Origin of the sequence: Streptomyces sp. MUM 2J, assembly GCF_022414535.1 — a bacterium.
GTDB lineage: Bacteria > Actinomycetota > Actinomycetes > Streptomycetales > Streptomycetaceae > Streptomyces.
Map to the genome: position 1 here is coordinate 1 of NZ_JADWYM010000072.1, position 17,741 is coordinate 17,741.

The 17,741-nt window shown below is 74.4% G+C and carries 12 protein-coding genes and 1 pseudogene; 8 read left to right on the forward strand and 5 right to left on the reverse strand.

Translation table 11 applies throughout. The features are described from left to right. Positions 1-691: 691 nt before the first annotated feature. The 4 genes from I3F54_RS30995 to I3F54_RS31010 all read left to right on the forward strand — a co-directional run bounded on the left by I3F54_RS30995 (position 692) and on the right by I3F54_RS31010 (position 5,505). Positions 692-1,966 carry an SWIM zinc finger family protein gene (locus I3F54_RS30995; protein WP_374205993.1) on the forward strand — a complete coding sequence of 425 codons (1,275 nt, stop codon included), beginning with the start codon at positions 692-694 and terminating at the stop codon, positions 1,964-1,966. Between the two features lie 330 nt (positions 1,967-2,296). Further along, positions 2,297-3,889 carry an alpha/beta fold hydrolase gene (locus tag I3F54_RS31000; RefSeq protein ID WP_240122257.1) on the forward strand — a complete coding sequence of 531 codons (1,593 nt, stop codon included), beginning with the start codon at positions 2,297-2,299 and terminating at the stop codon, positions 3,887-3,889. A gap of 145 nt (positions 3,890-4,034) precedes the next feature. Continuing rightward, positions 4,035-4,670 (forward strand): MBL fold metallo-hydrolase, encoded by a 636-nt coding sequence (locus I3F54_RS31005; RefSeq protein WP_240122258.1) that lies wholly within the window; start codon positions 4,035-4,037, stop codon positions 4,668-4,670. A gap of 55 nt (positions 4,671-4,725) precedes the next feature. Next, positions 4,726-5,505 carry an exodeoxyribonuclease III gene (locus I3F54_RS31010; RefSeq protein ID WP_240122259.1) on the forward strand — a complete coding sequence of 260 codons (780 nt, stop codon included), beginning with the start codon at positions 4,726-4,728 and terminating at the stop codon, positions 5,503-5,505. Positions 5,506-5,521: 16 nt separating this feature from the next. Here I3F54_RS31010 and I3F54_RS31015 read toward each other — a convergent pair whose 3' ends face one another. Then, on the reverse strand, positions 5,522-7,294 hold the full coding sequence (locus I3F54_RS31015; RefSeq protein ID WP_374205994.1) for an SGNH/GDSL hydrolase family protein: 1,773 nt from the start codon (positions 7,292-7,294) through the stop codon (positions 5,522-5,524). Positions 7,295-7,480: 186 nt separating this feature from the next. On the opposite strand from I3F54_RS31015, the gene I3F54_RS31020 reads away from it, so the two are divergent. Further along, positions 7,481-7,900: a DUF6278 family protein gene (locus I3F54_RS31020; RefSeq protein WP_240122260.1), complete on the forward strand. Its 420-nt coding sequence runs from the start codon at positions 7,481-7,483 to the stop codon at positions 7,898-7,900. A gap of 717 nt (positions 7,901-8,617) precedes the next feature. Here the strand turns inward: I3F54_RS31020 and I3F54_RS31025 are convergent. After that, positions 8,618-10,186: an alpha/beta fold hydrolase gene (locus tag I3F54_RS31025; protein ID WP_240122261.1), complete on the reverse strand. Its 1,569-nt coding sequence runs from the start codon at positions 10,184-10,186 to the stop codon at positions 8,618-8,620. Positions 10,187-10,304: 118 nt separating this feature from the next. Next, positions 10,305-11,063: a hypothetical protein gene (locus I3F54_RS31030; protein WP_240122262.1), complete on the reverse strand. Its 759-nt coding sequence runs from the start codon at positions 11,061-11,063 to the stop codon at positions 10,305-10,307. A gap of 78 nt (positions 11,064-11,141) precedes the next feature. Between I3F54_RS31030 and ggt the strand changes: the two genes are divergently transcribed. Continuing rightward, positions 11,142-12,950 carry a gamma-glutamyltransferase gene (gene ggt / locus I3F54_RS31035; protein WP_240122263.1) on the forward strand — a complete coding sequence of 603 codons (1,809 nt, stop codon included), beginning with the start codon at positions 11,142-11,144 and terminating at the stop codon, positions 12,948-12,950. A gap of 39 nt (positions 12,951-12,989) precedes the next feature. Here ggt and I3F54_RS31040 read toward each other — a convergent pair whose 3' ends face one another. Together I3F54_RS31040 and map are read right to left on the reverse strand one after the other, a co-directional pair. Next, positions 12,990-15,533 (reverse strand): ATP-dependent Clp protease ATP-binding subunit, encoded by a 2,544-nt coding sequence (locus tag I3F54_RS31040; protein ID WP_240122264.1) that lies wholly within the window; start codon positions 15,531-15,533, stop codon positions 12,990-12,992. A gap of 228 nt (positions 15,534-15,761) precedes the next feature. Beyond that, the gene (gene map / locus I3F54_RS31045; RefSeq protein ID WP_240122265.1) at positions 15,762-16,529 is read right to left on the reverse strand and encodes a type I methionyl aminopeptidase; all 768 of its coding nucleotides are present in this window, start codon (positions 16,527-16,529) and stop codon (positions 15,762-15,764) included. Between the two features lie 32 nt (positions 16,530-16,561). Here map and I3F54_RS31050 point away from each other — a divergent pair, with 32 nt between their 5' ends. Both I3F54_RS31050 and I3F54_RS31055 read left to right on the forward strand, forming a co-directional pair. After that, positions 16,562-16,813 carry a helix-turn-helix domain-containing protein gene (locus tag I3F54_RS31050; protein ID WP_240122266.1) on the forward strand — a complete coding sequence of 84 codons (252 nt, stop codon included), beginning with the start codon at positions 16,562-16,564 and terminating at the stop codon, positions 16,811-16,813. 125 nt (positions 16,814-16,938) lie between these two features. Next, positions 16,939-17,741, forward strand: a pseudogene (locus I3F54_RS31055) (hypothetical protein); the annotation flags it as partial.

The following is a 17,741-nucleotide window of genomic DNA, read 5'->3' on the forward strand; positions in this document are numbered from 1 at the left end:
GGCCCGCGAGGCGCTGCGGGCCGCCCGCGCCACGGCCCGGCGAAGTCCGACGGACACCGGGAGGGCGGGGCCCGGGCTCGCCGCCCGTCGCGCGACCCCGGCGCCGGCGGGGGCCGACGCCTCGCACGGGGAGGAGGGACGGAACCCCGAAACCGCCGAACGCGCGCGCGAGGTACGCCAGTTGCTGTCCCGCGCCTTCCGCGTGCCCACCGACGCGGCTGACCCTGCAGAACCGGCGGCCCCGCGCAGTCCGGCCGGTGGGCCCGGCTCGTCGGGGGGCCGCCCGGGCGGCGGGGCGGGGGCGCCGGGCGGCGAACCGGCCGCACCGGTCGGTCCTGCCCGCCCCGCCGGTCCCGCCGGTCCGGCTGCGGCGGCCGCCGTGATCGCCCGGCCGGAGCCGGACTCGTCCGGCGGTGGCACGACCGACGGGCCCGGGACGACCGGGGCCGATCCGGCCGGGCATGCCGACGCGGCCGCTGCCGACGTGGCCGCACCAGCCGCATCGGTTGCCCCGCCCGCCCCGGCATCCGAGGCCGACGTGGTGGCCTCGTCCGCAGCCGGCGTGCCGGTCCCGGCCGACCCCACCGCCCCGCCCGGCCCCCCTCACCCCCGGCCCCCGCGGTCGGACGACCGGTCCGGCGATGGCCGCGCTGCCGCGGCGCCTTCCGTCCCCGTCCTCACCTCCGTCACCATGGCCGCGCCCGCCAGGGACGGCGATCACCGCCGCACCTTCCCTCCCTTCCCGCCCCGGACCGGCACCGAGGCGGGCTCGGAGTTCGCCGAGACCTGGTGGGGCAACGCGTGGGTCGAGGCGCTGGAGCAAGGCGCGCTCGACGCCGGCCGGCTGGCGCGCGGGCGCGGGTACGCCGAGCAGGGCAACGTGGACGCCATCACGGTGACCCCGGGTCTCGTGCTGGCGTACGTGCAGGGCAGCCGCCCCCGTCCGTACCGCGTGCAGGTGCGGCTGCGCACCCTCGACGACGCCGACTGGTCCCGGTTCCTGGGCACCGCGGCCGAGAGCCCCGGGCACATCGCGGCGCTCCTGGACAAGGAGGTGCCGCACTCCCTGGCCGACTGCGGGGTGCCCATGCTTCCGGGCGCCGGTGACCTGGAGCCGCACTGCAGTTGCCCCGACCGCGGCCACCCCTGCAAACACGCCGCAGCCCTGTGCTACCAGACCGCGCGCCTGCTGGACGCCGACCCCTTCGTGCTGCTCCTGCTGCGCGGCCGGGGGGAGCGCGAACTGCTCGACGCGCTCTCCCGGCTCAGCGCCACCCGCGCGGCCCGCGCCGCGCAGGATCACCCGTCGGTGCAACTGCCGGGAGTCCGGGCGACGGAGGCGCTGGCCGACCGTCGGCTTCCGCCCCTGCCGCCGCCCTTGCCCCCGCCTCCGCACCCCGAGCAGCCGCCCGTCTACCCCGGTGTCCCGGACGGCCCGGACGCCCTCGCGCTGGACCAGCTGGCGACGGACGCCGCCGCCCGTGCCCACGCCCTGCTGACCAGCGGCCGCGACGACGTCGGCGAACTGTCCCTGTGGCAGGACGCGGTGCGGCTGGCCGCGGCCCGTCCGGGCTCCGGTCTCACCGCAGGCACCCGCTCCCTGTATGCCTCGCTGGCCTCGGCAGCGGGCCGCACCCCGGCCGACCTGGCGCGTGCGGTGGCCGCCTGGCGGCAGGGCGGTCCGGACGGGCTCGCCGTACTCGAAGAGCCCTGGGACCCGCCCGCCGGGCGCTTCGACCGCGCCCGTCCGCTGCTGCTCGCCGCGGACCTGCCGGCCTTCCGGCCATGGCGCAACCGCCTCACCCATCCGCACGGACACGTCCAGCTCCGCTTCGGCCGCGACCACCTGTGGTACGCCTACGAGTCCGAACCCGCCGCCGACGACTGGTGGCCCCGCGGCACCCCCGACCCTGACCCGGTCGGAGCCCTGACGGGCCTGGGCGCGGGGGGCGGGGGCGAGCCGTGAACGGCCCCGGCCGCGGGCGGTCCGCGGGCTCTCGGGCTGCGCTCCCCGGCACTTGACGGGCAGCGCAGCCACTGCCCGAAGTCCCCTGCCGCCTGTCACCCGATCGGTGTCCGTGCCGACCGCGCGAGGGCCCCCTTGCACCGAGCGTCGGCACGGCCGCGCTCACCCGGTCGACCTGCTGTCGCCGTGAGCACGGGTGTATGGCGGACGGTACTCCTCCGGAGCCTCGCGGGTCCCGGCCATGTCGGACCTGCCCTCAGGGGACGGGCGGGAGTCGGTAGATTCGCCCTGGCCATGTGAGAGTTCGTGAGACGTGAGAGGGTCTGACGGGTGAGCGAGACAGCACCGACCACCCTGCAATACCGCTGTGACGGCCCGGAAGAGGCACCCGTCCTGATCCTGGGTCCCTCACTGGGTACGACCTGGCACATGTGGGACCGTCAGGTCCCGCAACTCGCCCAGCACTGGCGGGTGCTGCGGTTCGACCTGCCGGGCCACGGGGGCGCGCCCGCCCACCCGGCCGGCTCCGTCGCCGAACTCGCGGCACGCCTGCTCGCCACACTCGACTCCCTCGGCGTGCAGCACTTCGGGTACGCGGGCTGCGGGCTGGGCGGCGCCGTCGGCGTCGAACTGGCCCTGCGGCACCCGGAGCGGCTGGCCTCGCTCGTCCTGATCGCCGCCTCGGCCCGGTTCGGCACCGCCGAGGAGTTCCAGCAGCGCGGGATGATCGTCCGCGCCAACGGCCTGGACCCCATCGCCCGGACGGCGCCCGAACGCTGGTTCACCGGCGGCTTCGCCGCGGCCCAGCCCGCGATCACCGACTGGGCGGTGCAGATGGTGCGCACCACGGACCCCGGCTGCCACATCGCCGCGTGCGACGCGCTCGCGGCGTTCGACGTGCGGGCCGAGCTGGGAAGGATCGGGGCTCCGACGCTGGTGCTGGTCGGCTCCGAGGACCAGGTCACCGGTCCTGCCGAGGCCCGGAGCCTGGTGGCCGGCATTCCCGACGCCCGCCTCGCCGTCGTGCCCGGCGCCTCCCACCTGGTTCCGGTGGAGCAGCCGGCCGCCGTGACCGAGCTGCTCGTCACGCACTTCACGAACGCCTGGCGTCCGGCGTTCGACCTCACCACCGGCCAGACGGTCCTCCCGGCGGCCGCTGCCCTGCCGGCTCCGGCCCCGTACCCGCCGACCGCGCCGGCCGGAGCGATCGCCCCGTTTCCGGAGCAGCCGGTGCCGGCCACGACCGGTCCGCTCGTGCCGGCGCCGACGGGCCAGGTCACTCCGTTTCCGGAGCAGCCCGCCCCGGCCATGGCCGACTCGGCCGTGATCCCTCCGGCAGGACCCGCGGCGCCGTTTCCCGAGCAGCCGGGCCCGGCCGTGGCCGCCCCCGCTGTGACAGGCCCGGGCCTGAACGACCCGGGCCTGACCGACCCGGGCATGCACGCGGCGACGGGGCCGGTCGCGCCGTTTCCCGAGCAGCCCGGCCCGGCCATGACCGGAGCGGTCCCCTCTGTGCCCGAGCACTCGGGCCCGGCCGGGAGGCCGGATCCCTACGAGACCGGGCTCAAGATCCGCCGCGAGGTGCTCGGCGATGCCCACGTCGACCGGGTGCTCGCGCAAGCGGACGACTTCTCCGGCGACTTCGAGGAACTCCTCACCCGCTACGCGTGGGGCGAGATCTGGGACCGGTCCGGGCTGGACCGCCGCACCCGCAGCTGCGTCACCCTCACCGCGCTGGTGGCCGGCGGCCATCTGGAGGAGCTGGCCCTCCACACCCGGGCCGCCCTGCGCAACGGCCTCACCCCCGGCGAGATCAAGGAGGTGCTGCTCCAGACCGCGGTCCTCTGCGGCATCCCCGCGGCGAACAGCGCCTTCCGGGTGGCGCAGCAGGTCGTCCGGGAGGAGACGGCCCCAGCGGAGTGAGCCGGGCCGCAGGGCGGAACCGGAGCCGGCCGTGCCATGGTGGGCCGGCACGGGGCACCGCGGTCGGACGCCGGCCGTGGGGCGGGTGACGGCCGGTCGTGGGGCGTCGGGCACCGGGTGCCGGGCACGGGGCAGGATGGTGACCATGAAGCTCACGAAGAAGTCGCACGCCTGCGTCCGCCTGGAGAAGGACGGACGGACCCTCGTCCTCGACCCGGGCGGGTTCAGCGAGGAGGACGCCGCGCTCGGCGCGGACGCCGTCCTGGTCACGCACGAGCACCCCGACCACTTCGACGAGGCGCGCCTGCGTGCCGCCCTGGAGGCCAACCCGGCCGCCGAGATCTGGACCCTGCGGGCGGTCGCGGAGAAGATCTCCGCGGCGTTCCCCGGCCGGGTCCACACCGTCGGCCACGGCGACACCTTCACCGCCGCCGGTTTCGACGTGCAGGTGCACGGGGAACTGCACGCCGTCATCCACCCGGACATCCCGCGCATCACCAACGTGGGCTTCCTGATCGACGACGGCAGGGTCTTCCACCCCGGTGACGCGCTGACCGTCCCCGACCACCCGGTCCAGACGCTGATGCTGCCGGTGATGGCCCCCTGGAACAAGATCTCCGAGGTCGTCGACTACGTCCGCGAGGTCCGGCCACAGCGCGCCTACGACATCCACGACGCCCTGCTCACCGACCTCGCCCGTCCGATCTACGACCGTCAGATCGGCGCCCTGGGCGGCGCGGAGCACCTGCGTCTGGCCCCGGGGAACTCCGCCGCCGTGTGAGCGCCGGAGCCCGGGCGGTCCGGCGGTGTCGGTGCCGCCCGGTAGGTTGTCGGGTATGCGCATCGCGACCTGGAACGTGAACTCGATCACCGCCCGCCTGCCGAGGCTGCTGGCCTGGCTGGAGAGCAGTGGCACCGACGTGCTGTGCCTGCAGGAGGCCAAGCTCGCCGAGGAGCAGTTCCCGTTCGACCGGTTGCGTGAACTCGGGTACGAGGCGGCGGTGCACGCCACCGGCCGTTGGAACGGCGTGGCGGTGCTCTCCCGCGTCGGGATCGAGGACGTCGTCAGGGGCCTGCCCGGTGACCCCGGGTACGACGGCGCGCTGGAGCCGCGCGCGTTGTCCGCGACCTGCGGCCCGGTCCGCGTCTGGTCGGTGTACGTGCCCAACGGCCGCGAGGTGGACCACCCGCACTACGCCTACAAGCTCCGCTGGTTCGAGGCGCTGAAGGCGGCCGTCGCCGAGGACGCGCGGGCCAGCCGTCCCTTCGCGGTGCTGGGCGACTACAACGTGGCCCCGACCGACGACGACGTCTACGACGTGGCGGCCTTCGAGGGCTCCACCCATGTCACGGACGCCGAGCGCGCCGCTCTCGCCGGGCTGCGCGAGGCCGGCCTGTCCGACGTGGTGCCACGCCCCCTGAAGTACGACCACCCCTTCACCTACTGGGACTACCGCCAGCTCTGCTTCCCCAAGAACCGAGGCATGCGCATCGACCTGGTGTACGCCAACGATCCCTTCGCCAAGGCCGTGCAGGACGCCTACGTCGACCGTGAGGAGCGCAAGGGCAAGGGCGCCTCCGACCACGCGCCGGTCGTCGTCGACCTGGACGTGTAGGCCGGTTCGGCGGGCCTCACAGCAGCCGGAGGTCCACCGACTCCGCCAGTGCGGCCAGCCCGCGGTCACCCGGGTGCAGGTGGTCGCCGCCGTCGTACCGGGGCAGCATGCGCGACGGACGGGAGGGGTCGCGGACGGCGGCGTCGAAGTCGAGCACCGCGTCGAACACCCCGGCGGTGCGGATCCAGGAGTTGACGCGTTCCCGCTCGGTGTCGACGGCGGCCGTGCAGGTCCGCCACCCCGCGCACGGCAGGACCGTGGCCACCAGGACCCGCAGGCCCCGCGCCCGCGCCCGCGCGGCGATCTCGGCGAGGCCGTCGGTCACCCGCGGGGCGCCCGCACCGCCGAGCAGGTCGTTGACGCCCTCCAGGACGACCACCGTCCGCACCGACGTCTGGGCGAACACGTCACGGTCCAGCCGGTGCAGGGCGCTCACCCCCGACTGGACGGTCGAGACGCCGTCGCCCGGATAGCGGTCGGTGGCCACCTGGTTGCCGGAGACGCCGTGGTTGAGCACGCCGTAGCGCGGCACGTCGCCCTGCCGCAGCAGCCGGGCCGCCAGCACGTCGGGCCAGCGTCGGTTGGCACCGGCCGTCGAGCCGGTCCCGTCGGTGACGGAGTCCCCGAGCGCGACCACCGAGCCCGGCCCGCCGCCTACGTCCACCCCGGTCAGCAGGGGCCAGGACGACAGCGTCCCGGTGAACGCCGCCGCCGACACCTCCCCGGTGTGGTCGCCGGCTCCGCTGAGGTACGACCGCTGCACCGCCAGCCGGTGCGTCGGTGCCGCGGTGACCGTCCCCGGCAGGTGGAAGCTGACCAGCAGGTCGGTGTCGGCGGGCACGGTCAGGGCGAGCGGGTCGCTGACCGCCTCGGCACCCGCCGGGATCTCCACGCCCGAAGCGCCGCCGAAGGCGAGCGGTACCGGGGCGCGCCGCGCGGCCGCGCCCCGCGCCCGCACCGCCACCGTCGCCGCGTCGATCCGCACGGGCGCCGGCGCGAAGGTGTTGGCGAAGCGCAGCCGAACCCGCGGACCGCCCGCCGAGGTGTGCACGACCAGCCGCAGCGTCCGGTCCGTCCACGGGCCCACGGCGGGACGGCCCGACGTCGACCTCGCCCAGCTGCCGGTCCAGCCGCTCGTCGAGGCGCGCACGGACAGGGCGAAGACGTGCAGGCCGGGGGAGCGCGGCAGCCCGACCGAGGCGACCTCGCGCCCGAGGGGCAGCGGCACCGTCACGACGTACAGCCGGGCCCGCGCGGCAACGGGGCCGCCGGGCGTGTTCAGGCGGGGCAGGGCCACCGCCTTGGTGGCGAGCGGGCCCGTGCGCCAGTCGGGCGCGGTCAGACGGTAGACGGTGCGGGAGCCGTCCGTGTGGACGACCGTGCCCGTCCCGCCCGTCCCGCCCGTGCCGGTGCCGGCCGTGCCCGCGACCAGGAAGGCGAGGGCGTCGCCGAGGCCGTGGACCGCGACCTGCTGGCCGTCGGCCCGCACGTTGTCCGGTGTGCCCGGCACGCTGCGTGGCCAGGTCAGCCGGGCGCCCTGGACCGTCAGTGTCCGTCCCGGAGTCCAGCCCGCCGCCGCCAGCGCCTGCGCCGACAGGGAGGCCCCGGAGCCGTCGAAGTCCGCCTCGCCGGGCCGGGCGTCGTCGCTGACGGCGCGGTTGTCGAAGAGCCGTTCCAGCGGGAGCGGGACCGCGGCCCCGTCGTGCACGGCCGTGGCCGCACCCGCCGGGCCCAGACCCGCCGCACACAGCACGAGGGCCGTCACCAGGCCCTGGACGCTTCGGCGCACGTACCCACTCCTCCCGTTCACCGCTGGGCGCGGATGCGCACCGGGATGCCCCGACGCGCACGGAGAAGCTAGGGAGGCGACGAAGGCGCGTCAATGGGACATGCGTCGGAAACGGTATGAATCAACCGTCCGTGGACGTCCGCGCGCCTGTGGTGCGTACGCCGGTGCGAGTGCCACGCTGGACGTATGAAGATCCCATTTCTTGGCGGCCGGCGCAGGAGGGTCGAGGGCGCGGTGTTCTCCGCCGACCCCGAGGGGGTCACCGCTCTGCTCGCCGAGTGCGAGGTGCTGCGTTCCCAGGCGGCGGGGTCCGGTGTCGAACTCGATGACTCGGCCGTGTCTCTGGAGCGGCTCGACCAACTGGTGCCGTGCTGGCGGGACGACGAGGAGGTGCTGCGCGAGCTGGGCCACGACGCCGGTCTCTATCTGGGCACGGTCGTCGTGCGCACGGTCCCCGGTGCCGCCTGGGTCATCCGTGCCGGCGCGCAGCCCCTCGTCCGGCTGGCCTCGGGGCGCGAGGTGGACGTGGTGGAGGCGGGCCGGGGGTGGGCCACCAGCGGGGCGCCCGAGCTCTTCCAGGTGTACGCCGAGGTCGCCGAGGAGTGACGGCGCGACGTAAATACGGCTAATACCCGAACGGTGCGTGTCGTTCTGCCGGTTGATGTGCCGCTGGGTAGCTTGCGGACCACGACACAGCTGAGAGTGGGTAGGGCTGCGCATGGCCGTCGATCCGTTGATCGAACTGCGTGATGTCAACAAGTACTACGGGGAGCCGCCCGTCCCGCGGGGCCCGCACCCCGCCGTCGGCACGGCGGAGGGGGCCGCGTCGCGCCGCCCGTCGGGAGCCAAGGAGCCGCCTTGCCGGGCGAGTCTCCGGGTGGCGGCGGTCCGTTCCGGTGTGGCCGGGCGCGTCCGCCGGGCCGGGAGCGGGCCCGAGTGCTGTGCCGGCCCCGGCAGCCGCCGGGTCCGGGGCGGCCGGTCCGGGGACCGCGCACACTGACCCGGGGAAGTCCCGCACCTGCTGTCCCGCGCGCCCCGCCCCGGCCCCGACGCGGCGGGCCCTCGGCCCGTCCGGCGGCGGCTGGATCCGCCCGGCGGGGAAGGGTCCGGTCATCGGTGGCGACCCCGGCCGCGACCGCCCGGGCCCTCGACTACGATGAATCCTTCGCCCCTGTGCTGACGGCCGGTTCACCTGTCGTCACATGTGGAGCCGCGTGAGCCGCCGCGGCCGAACCGGGGACGCTACTGCGGGGGGAACCCCCACGCCCCTCGACCAGGGGGTGGCAGTTGACAGAGCCATACCCGGCCGGCCGCGGCCGGAGATCACTGCTCGCGCAGCGGGATCGACACGTATGACGGGTCGTCCGCGGGCGAGGAGAAGGTCAGCCGCGCGCCGGACGGGTTGTGCTCGATGTACAGCGGGTCCACCGTGTCGACCACCAGCGCGAGACGGTGCCGGGCCGGCACGTCGTAGGACGTGGCGAACAGGTCGACGTCGATCCCGAACGGCTTTCCGGGCGTGCGGTCGTGGAAGGTGTACGGCGCGTGGCTGACGAGCCTGCCCAGGCCGAACGGGCCCACGTCGTAGAGGTAGGCCACCAGCGTTCCGCTCTCAGCGGTCGGGGTGACCGTCGTGTGCAACCGGGCCGAGCCGCGCACCCGTTGGGGCGACCGGTACCGCTGTGACTGCCACACCGCGGCCCAGCGGCGGGGCAGCAGCGGGATCGCCGCCATCGGCGGGACCTTCGCCACCTGGTCGAGGATGCTGGAGAGGAAGACGGCCCCGCCGTCCGCGCCCGAGTCGACGTTGGTGCGGATCGTGGTCGTTCCGGCCAGGGCGATCTTGCGCCGCGTGGCCGCGACCGACTTCCAGTCCGGGTAGCTCTCGTAGCCGCCCGTGGTCCGGGACTTCAGCACGACCGGGCGCTCGCGCTCGATGCCGTTGTTCACGCCCTTCAGGTAGTGGTCGAGCCAGCGCCGGGTGCCGGTCCACACGTCGTTGGGCAGGCCGAGCAGCCCGGTGATCTCGGGGGTCGCGTGGTCGCCGGGGCGCAGCTCCAGCCGCTTCGGACCGGTCAGCTGCTGGTAGAACGCCGCGTACTGGTCGGGTGGGAAGACGGTGTCGCCCCAGGCGCCGGCGAGCATGACCGCCGCCCCGCTCGCATTGAGCCGGTCCACGTAGGTTCCCGGCGACCGTTTGTTCCCCCAGTCGATCAGCTCCTGCTCGTGGGTCAGGTTGGAGGTGAAGAGGTCCTTGAAGACGCGTCGCAGTTCCGCGCTCTCGCGGCCGGTGACGGTGCCGGCCAGGTGCAGCACGCCCGCGGCCTGGACGTGCTGGGTGCGGCCGGAGTAGATCGAGCCGATGAGGTCGGCCCAGCCGCTGAGCGCCGCCACCGCCCTGATGCGCGGGTCGTGCGCGGCGGCCAGCAGGCTGATGCCGGCGCCGTAGGAGACGCCGGCCATGCCGATGTGCCGCGGGTCGGCCGGGGTGTGCGCGAGTGCCCAGTCGATGACGCGGGAGGCGTCGGCGACATCCGGCGGGCCGGCGACTTCTATCTCGCCGCCGGACTGCCAGAAGCCGCGTGTGTTGTAGGTGAGCACCACGTAGCCGGAGTTCGCCAGCTTGCGTGCCTGTGCGAGGTACTCCGCCTGGGGCAGGCCCCAGCTCGTGGGGAACACCACGAGCGGGTAGTGGCTGGCCGCACCGGCGCCGGCCGGTGTGACGACGTTGGCCTTCAGGGCGGTGCCGCCGTCGCCGGTGATGTCGACGAACCGCACGCCGCCGGTCGCCGCCTGGGCGGCGGGCGCGGCGCCGAGGACGCTCCCCGCGATCAGGGTCGCCGAGACGGCGCCCACGGCGGTGGTGCGCAGAGCCTTGCGATGGGATCCCACGGGCCACTCCTCAGGCGTACCGATGCAAAGTGACCCGACGGTAGCCGGGGACGCTTACCGCAAGTAACCCGTCGGTAAGTTACGTACGAGTAACAATAGTTGAGAGGCCAAGGGTCCGCTACGACGCCCGATGCGAGGTGCGCTGCGCCTCCGGAGCCGGCAGCGGGGTCCGGGCCGCCCGGGTCACGTCCGCCACCAGTTCCACCACGTCGGGTCCGTACGCCTGCGAGTTGACCACCTTCAGCAGCAGCACGAAGGAACCGCTGCCGTACTTGCGGGTCAACCGTTCGTGATGGCGGGCCAGGTAGCGGGCTGCGGCCTGGTTGGTGATGGCGGTCTGCCCGCAGAAGAGGAAGACGGGCCGTTCGCCCTGGCTCTGATCCACCGTCAGCCGTGCCAGCAGCACGTGCTCCACCAGCCCCGGCTCCACCCGGTAGTGCTCCGCGCCTATCCGGAAGGCGCCGCGGTCCGGCGTCGGCTCGGTGTCGACGTTCACCTGCACACCCGGGAGCAGGGACGCCAGGTGCGCGGCCATCCGGCGGTTCGAGGCGGGCCCGCCGACGCAGAACTCGGTACGCTCGCCGAATCCCTGACGCGCCAGGTCGTGCGGGACGATCTGGGCGTGCGCGTGGCAGTCCTTGATGAGCGCGGCGAGTTCCAGGAGGGCGAACACGTCGTACCGCATCACCGACAGATCCGGGCCCGCGGCTCCGCGGTTGACCACCAGCAGGGACTCGGAGTTGTCCGGCAGACCGAAGAAGGCCTGCTTGCGCCGCAGTCTGCGCCGCCACAGATGGGTACGGGCCAGCCAGCCGAGCAACGCGCTGAGGCCCGTGGCCACCACGCCGAGGACGATGTTGCGGACGTCGTCATTCATGGGCGGGCATGCTACTTGCCTGACGTGGCCATGGCGTTGGAATAGGCTGCCGGGACGGTCTCTCGACTGGAGGTGCGGATGCGTCGCCCTGTAGCTCGGAAACTGTCCCTCCTGGCCCTCGCGGCCGCCATGGTGTCGGTGGGGGCGGCAGCGCCGCCCTCCGCCCACCGGAGCCCCGCCCCACCCGCGCACAAGGTCCCCGTCGCCGTCGGGTACGGCGGCGCCGTCGCCAGCGTCGACGCCGACGCCAGCGCCGCCGGCATCGAGGTGCTGAGACGAGGCGGCAACGCGGTCGACGCGGCCGTCGCCACCGCGGCCGCCCTCGGCGTCACCGAGCCCTACTCCGCCGGTCTCGGAGGCGGCGGCTACTTCGTCCACTACGACTCCCGGACCCGCACGGTCCACACCATCGACGGCCGGGAGACCGCGCCGTTGGCCGCGGGACCCGGCCTCTTCCTGGAGAACGGCAAGCCCCTCGCCTTCGCCGACGCCGTCAGCAGCGGACTGAGCGTCGGCACCCCCGGCACACCCGCCACCTGGCAGACGGCTCTGGAGCGCTGGGGCAGCAGGCGACTCGCCTTCGTGCTCAAGCCCGCCGAACGCCTGGCCCGGCACGGTTTCACCGTCGACGAGACCTTCCGGGCCCAGACGGCCGCCAACGAGACGCGCTTCCGCTCCTTCCCCGACACGGCCCGGCTGTTCCTGCCCGGTGGGCAGCCGCCCGCCGTCGGATCCACCTTCAAGAACCCCGACCTCGCCCGCACCTACGCGGAACTCGGCCGGAAGGGCATGGCCACCCTCTACCGCGGGGACCTCGCCGACGACATCGTCGACACCGTCAACCACCCGCCCGTCGACCCGGCCTCCGGCTGGAACGCCCGCCCCGGAAAGCTGACCGCCGAGGACCTCGCCGCCTACCGGGCCCGGCTCCAGGCGCCCACCCGGACGCCGTACCGCGGCCTCGACGTCTACTCCATCGCGCCCTCCTCCTCCGGCGGCACCACCGTCGGCGAGGCACTCAACATCCTGGAGGCCACCGACCTGTCGCAGGTGAGCGAGGCCCAGTACCTGCACCGCTTCACCGAGGCGAGCCGCATCGCCTTCGCCGACCGCGGACGCTGGCTGGGCGACCCCGCCTTCGAGGACGTACCGACGAAGGAACTGCTGTCACAGCGGTACGCCGACTCCCGGGCCTGCCTCATCCGCGACGACACGGTCCTCACCAGTCCCCTCGCGCCCGGCGACCCGCGCCACCCGGCCGACTGCGCCACCGGCAGGACTCCGGCGCCCACGACGTACGAGGGCGAGAACACCACGCACCTGACGACCGCCGACAGGTGGGGCAACGTCGTCTCCTACACCCTCACCATCGAACAGACCGGCGGCAGCGGCATCACCGTGCCCGGCCGCGGGTTCCTGCTCAACAACGAGCTGACGGACTTCTCCTTCGCCCCGGCCTCCCCGGCCGTGCACGACCCCAACCTGCCCGGCCCGGGCAAGCGGCCGCGGTCGTCGATCTCGCCGACGATCGTGCTGGACCGGCACCACAGGCCCGTCGTGGCCCTCGGGTCGCCCGGCGGCTCGACCATCATCACCACCGTGCTGCAGACCCTGACCGAGTTCCTCGACCGGGGGCTGCCGCTCGTCGACGCGATCGCCGCGCCGCGCGCCAGCCAGCGCAACACCGCGCAGACCGACCTGGAGCCCGCCCTCTACGACAGTGCGCTGAGGCGGCAACTGGAGGCCATCGGGCACTCCTTCAGGCCCAACCCCGAGATCGGCGCGGCCACCGGTATCCAGCGGCTGCCCGGCGGCGCATGGCTGGCCGCCGCCGAGAAGGTACGGCGCGGCGGCGGCTCGGCGATGGTCGTCAGGCCCTGGCGGTAGGGCACCGGGCCGGTCGCCGGGCCGTGGGTCCGGGCCGGCTCAGTACGGGGAGACGGACGGCTGGTCGTGGTCCGCGCGGAACACCAGCCGTCCGTCGGCCACGTCGACGGCCACCCGGTCGCCCTCCCTGACGCTGCCGTCGAGCAGCCGCCGGGAGAACTGGTTGTCGACCTCCCGCTGGATCGTGCGGCGCAGCGGCCGGGCGCCGTACTCCGGTTGGTAGCCGCGCTCGGCGAGCCAGTCCACGGCAGCCTGGGCGAAGGTCACCGTGACGCCCTGCGCGTGCAGCAGCCGGCGCGTCTTCTCCAGCATCAGATCCGTGATCCGGCGCAGCTGGTCACCGGTGAGCTGGCGGAAGACGACGATCTCGTCGATGCGGTTGAGGAACTCCGGCCTGAAGTGCTCGCGCAGTGGGCGCAGGACCTGCTCCCGGCGCGCCTGCTCGTCGGCCTCGGTGCCCCGGGACCCGAACCCGATGCCCGCGCCGCGCCCGGTGATCGCCTCCGAGCCGAGGTTGCTCGTCATCACGACGACGGTGTTGGAGAAGTCCACCGTGCGGCCCTGCGAGTCGGTCAGCCGCCCGTCGTCCAGCACCTGCAACAGAATGTTGAAGACGTCCGGGTGTGCCTTCTCCACCTCGTCGAGCAGCAGCAGCGAGTAGGGGTAGCGCCGCACCACCTCGGTCAGCTGCCCGGCCTCCTCGTGGCCCACGTACCCCGGCGGGGCGCCGACCAGCCGTGAGACGGTGTGCCGCTCCTGGTACTCGCTCATGTCCAGGCGCACCATGCGGTCCTCGCTGCCGAACAGCGCCTCGGCGAGCGCGCGGGCCAGCTCGGTCTTGCCGACGCCGGTCGGCCCGAGGAAGAGGAAGCTGCCGATCGGCCGGTCGGGGCTGGACAGTCCGGCCCGCGAGCGCAGCACCGCCTCGGCGACGACGCCGACCGCCTCGTCCTGGCCGACGACCCGCCGGTGCAGGTGCTCCTCCAGGCCCAGGAGGCGCTCCTTCTCCTCCTGGGTCAGGCTGCTGACCGGGATGCCGGTCAGCCGGGACACGACCTCGGCCACGGCCTCCGCGGTGACCTCCAGGTGCTGCCCCTCGTCGGCCTCGTCGTCGCCGGTCGCCTCGACGATCCGCCGCTTCAGCCCGGCGATCCGGTCCCGCAGCTGGGTGGCCTGTTCGTACTGCTCGTCCGCGACCGCCTGGTCCTTGTCCCGGACCAGCTGCTCGACCTCGCGCTCCATGGCCCGCACGTCCGTGCCCTTGGTGCGCGCCCGCAGCCGTACCCGCGCGCCCGCCTGGTCGATCAGGTCGATGGCCTTGTCCGGCAGCCGCCGGTCGGTCAGATAGCGGTCGGACAGCTCCACCGCCGCCACCAGCGCCTCGTCGGTGTAGCGGACCTGGTGGTGGGCCTCGTAGCGGTCCCTGAGGCCACGCAGGATCTCGACGGTGTCCGGCACGGACGGCTCGGGCACCAGGATCGGCTGGAACCGGCGGGCGAGCGCCGCGTCCTTCTCGATCCGCCGGAACTCCTCCAGCGTCGTCGCACCGACGACGTGCAGCTCGCCGCGGGCCAGCGCCGGCTTGAGGATGTTGCCCGCGTCCAGCGCCCCGCCCTCGCCGCCGGCCCCGGCGCCGACGACGGTGTGCATCTCGTCGATGAAGACGATCAGCCGGTCGGAGTGGGTGCGGATCTCCTCGACGATGTTGTTCATCCGCTCCTCGAAGTCGCCCCGGAAGCGGGTGCCCGCGACGACCCCGGTCAGGTCCAGCACGACCACACGGCGCCCGATCAGGATGTCCGGCACGTCCCCGTCGGCGATCCGCTGCGCCAGCCCCTCCACGATGGCGGTCTTGCCGACGCCGGCGTCACCGATGAGCACCGGGTTGTTCTTGCCGCGCCGGGAGAGCACCTCGACGGTCTGCTCGATCTCCGTCTCCCGTCCGATCACCGGGTCGATACGGCCCTGGCGCGCCATGTCGGTCAGATCGCGGCCGTACTTGTCCAGGGTCGGCGTACCGGTCGGCCGCTGCCGCTCGGTCCGGACCCCGGGGGCCGGTTCCGGCGCCTCAGGGGGGAGGCCCGAGGCGGAGAAGCGGGCCGAGTTCAGGATGTGCCCGGCCGCCGAGTCGGGGTTGGCCGCGAGTGCGCCCAGCACGTGCTCCGGCCCGATGTACCCGGTACCGCTGGAGCGGGCGAGCTCGTGCGCGTCGAGCAGGGCGCGCTTGACGGCCGGGGTCAGCGACAGCGCGGTGGGCGGCGGCACCTCGCCCGGCGGGTGCTGCACCGGACCCGACCGCTCGTCGATCTCCGACGCCAGGGTGTCCGGGTCGGTGCCGTACCTGCTCAGCAGGCTGCGGGTCGGCTCGGTGGTGAGCGCGGCCCGCAGCAGGTGCTCGGTGTCCAGGTCCCGGCTGCCGTGCTCCGCGGCGTACTGGGCGGCGCCGCGCACGAGTTCCCGGGCCGGCTGGCTGAGCAGGCGGCCGATGTCGATCTGCCGGGGGTTCGGGCGGGGGCCGCCGAAGAAGCGTGCGAGGAAGTCTCCGAAGGGGTCGCCCTCGGGGCCGAGGTAGCCGCTGGTCATGGCGCTCCGTTCCTTGGCTGAGACGTTCCGGAGCCGAGTGGCCGGGGAAAGGGCCGCTCATGCCCACGATGACATGTCTGGTCGCGGTGGGCATGCGCAGCGGCGGCCGTCCCCGGAGCGTGGGAGGCGGGGCGCGCGAGCCCCGCACCGGGGCACGGCCGACCACACGCCCCGTCGCGTCGGGGGCGGCCGGAGCCCGGTTCCTGGCGGTCCGGGTCCCGGGGCGCCTCAGCGCTGGGTGAGGATGCGTGGTCCCCCCTGTGTGATCGCCACGGTGTGCTCCACGTGGGCCGCCCTGGAACCGTCGTTCGTGCGCAGGGTCCAGCCGTCCCCCGCGGCATGGTGGCCGTCCCCGCCGCCGGCGGTCAGCATCGGCTCGATGGCCAGGACCATGCCGGGCCGCAGCAGTGGGCCGCGGCCGGGGCGCCCCTCGTTGGGCACCTCGGGGTCCTCGTGCATGTGGCGGCCCACGCCGTGCCCGCCGAAGCCGTACGGGATGCCGTAGCCGGCGGCCCGGCACACCGTGCCGATCGCGTGCGCGATGTCCCCGATGCGGTTGCCGGCCACGGCGGCCGCGATCCCGGCCGCCAGAGCCCGCTCGGCCGTCTCGATCAGCCGTACGTCGTCCGGGCGGGGCGTGCCGACGGTGAGGCTGATCGCCGAGTCGCCGACCCAGCCGCCCAGCTCGGCACCGAAGTCGACGGAGAGCAGATCTCCGTCGCGCAGGCGGTGGTCCGTGGGGACCCCGTGCACGATCGCGTCGTTGACGGAGGTGCAGAGCACGGCCGGAAACGGCACGGGGGCGAAGGAGGGGTGGTAGCCGAGGAAGGGGGAGGAGGCGCCCGCCTCGCGCAGCACGTCGTGGGCCACCCCGTCCAGTTCCCGCAGGGAGACACCCACGTCGGCGGCCTTCGCCACGGCCGTCAGGGCGCGGGCGACGACCTGGCCGGCCTCGTACATGGCGTCGATCGACGCGTCCGTCTTCAGTTCCATCATGCCAATTACAATACCGGTATTAGAATAGGGTCATGGTGCGTACACCCCTGACCCCCGAAGAGCGCGAGCGCGGCGAACGGCTCGGGCGGCTGCTGCGCCAGGCGCGCGGCGACCGCAGCATGGCCGAGGTCGCCGCGCGCTCCGGCATCTCCGCCGAGACGCTCCGCAAGATCGAGACCGGCCGGGCGCCGACCCCCGCCTTCTTCACGGTGGCCGCCCTCGCGCGCTCGCTCGGACTCTCGATGGACGAACTGGCGCACCACTGCACGCTCGTCCGGGCCTGAGTCACTTCCGGCGCCCGGCAGTCCGGAGCGCTCCGCCCCTCCGTTGAAAACTCCCTGTAGCGAACCCGTAACACAGCTCGTGTTGTCTACCGGGCGGAGTGGTCCGGTCTGGCGGGAGTTGGGCGATGACAGTGGAACAACTCCCGGGCAGGGTGGGGGAGTTCGCGAACTACCTGGACGGTGTGCTGGCGCGCCTGGACCAGGCCGGCGGCTGGTGCGGGGTGTTCTGGCAGCGCGACGCCGACGGCATGCGGGCCTGCCTCGACGGACGTGAGGTGCCGCCGTGGGACGTGGTGGAGGCCCTGCTCCAGGACCTCGCCGCCCGATACGGGCTCCCGGCCGCGGCGAGAGAGCTGGAACCGGCGCGCGCCCTGCACGCGGCCGCGCTCGCCGCCTGCGACGCCCGGCCCGGTGCGCGGGACGTCCTCGGTGACCGGCTCGACGTGATGCTCCGCGAGCAGCGCTACGCCGCCGAACGCCGGGCGGAACTGACCCGGCTGCTCACCTCCACCGGAACCCGCGAGGAGGCCGACGCCCTGCGCCGGGACCTCGCCTGGGCCGACGACGACCATGAACGCGCCACCGCCCGCTGCGCCGAACTGCGGGCCCGCCTGACCCGCCTGGAGCGCCTGTCCCGCACGGGGCCGGCCCCGGGCACGAGCGGGGTCGTGCCGCGAGCCGGCGCCATGGGCGGCGCGGCCCCCCGCCCGCGGGGCGCCGGGGTGCCGGGAGCGCCCCGGGATCCCGGCCCGGTGGACGGTCCCGGCGCCGGGACCGTCCGGTCCGCGCCCGGCGTCGCCGCACGACATGACGACCCCGCCGGACCGGCCAGGGGCGGCGCCCACGAGCGGGGTGCGGCCCCATGGCCCGGCGGCCCGGCCACCGACGCGGTGGACGCACGACCGGGCGACGACGCGGTCACCGGCTC

Excerpts from the sequence above, each read along its gene's own strand:
- I3F54_RS30995 (WP_374205993.1), top strand. The coding sequence starts at position 692 with ATGGCCGCGCCCGCCAGGGACGGCGATCACCGCCGCACCTTCCCTCCC.
- I3F54_RS31005 (WP_240122258.1), top strand. The coding sequence starts at position 4,035 with ATGAAGCTCACGAAGAAGTCGCACGCCTGCGTCCGCCTGGAGAAGGAC.
- I3F54_RS31010 (WP_240122259.1), top strand. The coding sequence starts at position 4,726 with ATGCGCATCGCGACCTGGAACGTGAACTCGATCACCGCCCGCCTGCCG.
- I3F54_RS31020 (WP_240122260.1), top strand. The coding sequence starts at position 7,481 with ATGAAGATCCCATTTCTTGGCGGCCGGCGCAGGAGGGTCGAGGGCGCG.
- I3F54_RS31030 (WP_240122262.1), bottom strand. The coding sequence starts at position 11,063 with ATGAATGACGACGTCCGCAACATCGTCCTCGGCGTGGTGGCCACGGGC.
- ggt (WP_240122263.1), top strand. The coding sequence starts at position 11,142 with ATGCGTCGCCCTGTAGCTCGGAAACTGTCCCTCCTGGCCCTCGCGGCC.
- I3F54_RS31040 (WP_240122264.1), bottom strand. The coding sequence starts at position 15,533 with ATGACCAGCGGCTACCTCGGCCCCGAGGGCGACCCCTTCGGAGACTTC.
- map (WP_240122265.1), bottom strand. The coding sequence starts at position 16,529 with ATGATGGAACTGAAGACGGACGCGTCGATCGACGCCATGTACGAGGCC.
- I3F54_RS31050 (WP_240122266.1), top strand. The coding sequence starts at position 16,562 with ATGGTGCGTACACCCCTGACCCCCGAAGAGCGCGAGCGCGGCGAACGG.